This is a genomic window from Sphingomonas bacterium (assembly GCF_903643065.1).
In the GTDB taxonomy this organism is placed as follows: Bacteria; Pseudomonadota; Alphaproteobacteria; order Sphingomonadales; family Sphingomonadaceae; genus Sphingomonas.
In genome coordinates, this window is sequence record NZ_CAHJWX010000459.1 from 1 (window position 1) to 2650 (window position 2650).

The 2650-nt window shown below is 73.4% G+C and carries 2 protein-coding genes and 1 pseudogene; all 3 read left to right on the plus strand.

What is annotated here, in order from left to right; genetic code table 11:
* The first annotated feature begins 154 nt into the window (after positions 1-154).
* Entirely contained in the window at positions 155-1069 is a 915-nt protein-coding gene (locus tag HUU95_RS13850; protein ID WP_174280635.1) for a sulfite exporter TauE/SafE family protein, read from the plus strand.
* Positions 1030-1824: a TIGR02186 family protein gene (locus tag HUU95_RS13855; protein ID WP_174280636.1), complete on the plus strand. Its 795-nt coding sequence runs from the start codon at positions 1030-1032 to the stop codon at positions 1822-1824. Before HUU95_RS13850 ends, HUU95_RS13855 begins: the two co-directional genes overlap by 40 nt.
* 85 nt (positions 1825-1909) lie before the next feature.
* Positions 1910-2650, plus strand: a pseudogene (locus HUU95_RS13860) (alpha-2-macroglobulin); the annotation flags it as partial.

A 2650-nucleotide genomic window follows, 5' to 3' on the forward strand; every position in this document is an offset into this window, starting at 1 on the left:
GCGCGATCGTCCTGCCCGCTACGCGCGCCGCGCTGCGGCTCGGGCTGGAATACCGATGGCGGATCGCCGGCAAGGCGCGGCCGGGGAACGGCCCCGCGCTGACGCTGGGCGCCAGCTTCTAGCCGTCGCCGTCCGGCCGGGGTAACGCGCGGCGGTGGACGTCTACCTCCCCATCGCCAACCTGTCGGTCAACGCGCTCGTGATCGTCGCGCTGGGCGGCGGCGTCGGGTTGCTCTCGGGTATGTTCGGGGTCGGCGGCGGGTTCCTCACCACGCCGCTGCTGATCGTCTATGGCATCCCGCCCACCGTCGCCGCCGCGTCCGCCGCGTCGCAGGTGACGGGCGCCAGCGTCTCGGGCGTGGTGACGCATTGGCGGCGCGGCGGGGTGGACGTGAAGATGGGCGGCGTGCTGGTCGCGGGCGGGGTCGCGGGCAGCCTGGCCGGCGCCTGGCTGTTCCGGCTGCTCCAGGCGCAGGGCCAGCTGGATACGACGATCGCGGTCATCTATGTCCTGCTGCTCGGCTCGATCGGCGGGCTGATGGCCACCGAGGCGCTGGGCACCATCCTGCGCGACCGGCGCGGCGCGCCGCCCAGGGCCCGCAAGCGGCGGCACCACCCGCTGGTCGCCGCGCTGCCGTTCCGCACGCGCTTCTACACGTCGGGGCTGTACATCTCCCCGCTCGCGCCGCTGCTGCTCGGCTTCGCGACAGGGGTGCTGACGGTGATGCTGGGGATCGGCGGCGGTTTCGTGCTGGTGCCGGCGATGATCTATCTGCTGGGCATGGCGACGGCGGCGGTGGTCGGCACCAGCCTGTTCCAGATCCTGTTCGTCACCGCCGCCGCGACGCTGATCCACGCCACCACGACCAAGGCGGTGGATATCGTGCTCGCCGGGCTGCTGCTGCTCGGCTCGGTGGTGGGCGCGCAGCTTGGGGTCAGGCTGGCGGGGCGGCTCCGGCCGGAGTGGCTGCGGCTGCTGCTCGCCGCCATGGTGCTGGTGGTGGGCACGCGGATCCTGCTCGGGCTCGTATGGCAGCCGGCCGAGCTGTATTCGGTGGAGCTGGCGTGAAGCGGCTGGGCGCGCTCGCGCCGCTGCTGCTGCTGACCGCGCAGGCGCCGCCGGTGCTCGTGCCCGACGTGTCGCAGCGCCACGTCCGCATCCTTTATTCGTTCACCAGCGCCGAGCTGCTCCTGTTCGGCGCGATCCTCTACCCCGGCGGGCGCCGGCCGGATGCCCAACGGCCGGTCGACATCGTCGTGGTGGTCAAGGGCCCGACCCAGTCGGTGCTGGTGCGCGAGAAGGCGCGGGTCGCGGGCATCTGGGTCAACGCCGACCGGCTGCGCTACCGGTCCGCGCCCGCCTTTTACGCGATCGCCTCGGCGCGGCCGATCGAGCGGATCGTCGACGACCGGACGCGCGCGATCTATGAGCTGGGGCTCGACAGCCTCCAGCTCTCCCCCGCCTCGTCCGCGCCGGCCGACGAGCAGGACCGGTTCCAGCGCGGCCTGGTCGAGCTTCAGCGAGGCGCGGGGCTCTACTACGCCGACAGCCGCGCGGTCGCGATCACCGGCGGCGTGCTGTACCGCGCCCGCGTCGTCATCCCCGCGCGCGTCCCCGTCGGGCGCTACACCGCCGAGACGTTCCTGATCCGGGACGGCCACGTCCTCGCGGCCGCGACCACGGACGTGACGATCGAGAAGGCGGGCTTCGAGCGTTTCATCGCGCGCGCCGCGCAGCGCGACTCGATCGTGTACGGGCTCGTCGCCGTGCTGCTGTCGGTCGGGCTCGGCTGGACGGCGGGCTGGGCGGCGCGGCGGTTCTAGCCGGGATTGCGACGAACCGAGGCTGGCCTGCGCTGGACCGTTACGCGACGCCAGCATAGCATGGCGACGGCGGAGGGGTGGTCGCATGCGGTGGACGGGCAAGCGGTGGGCGTTGCTGGCGCTGGCGATCGCGCCGGTGGCGGCGTTCGGCGACAACAGCCCGCGCGTGGTCTTCACCCAGCCCGGGATCGGCAACGGCGCGATCGAGCGGTTCACCGTCCGCTACAGCCAGCCGATGGTGCCGCTGGGCGATCCGCGCGGCCCCGCACCGATGACCACCGCCTGTACCGGCCAGGGCCGCTGGGTCGACGCGCAGACCTGGGTATTCGAGTTCGCCAGCCCGCTCGCCGGCGGCACCACCTGCAAGTTCGACACGGTCGCCAGGCTGCGTTCGGTCGCGGGTTACGACCTTGCCGGGCAGCCATCCTTCACCGTCGACGCGGGCGGCCCGGTCGCGCGCGCGGTGCTGCCCGGCACCGACACGGACGAGGAGGAGGAGGAGGGAGGCGGGATCGAGGAGGACCAGACCTTCCTCGTCGCCGCCAACATGGCGCCGACGCGCGCGTCGGTCGCGGCAAACGCCTATTGCGCGGTCGACGGGCTGGGCGAGAAGATCCCGGTCGACGTGCTCCCGCCCGACCTGCCGGCGACGCTGCTCGGCGCGATGGGCAAGGATCAGGTCGGCTCCTTCCTGGAGGAGGCCGGCCTGCCGCCCGACATCCCCGCGTCGCGGGCCGACCGCGTCGCGATGACGCGCAACGTCGTGGCGCTGAAATGCCACCGCCCGCTGCCGCCGGGGCGCGACGTCGCGCTGGTCTGGGGCGGG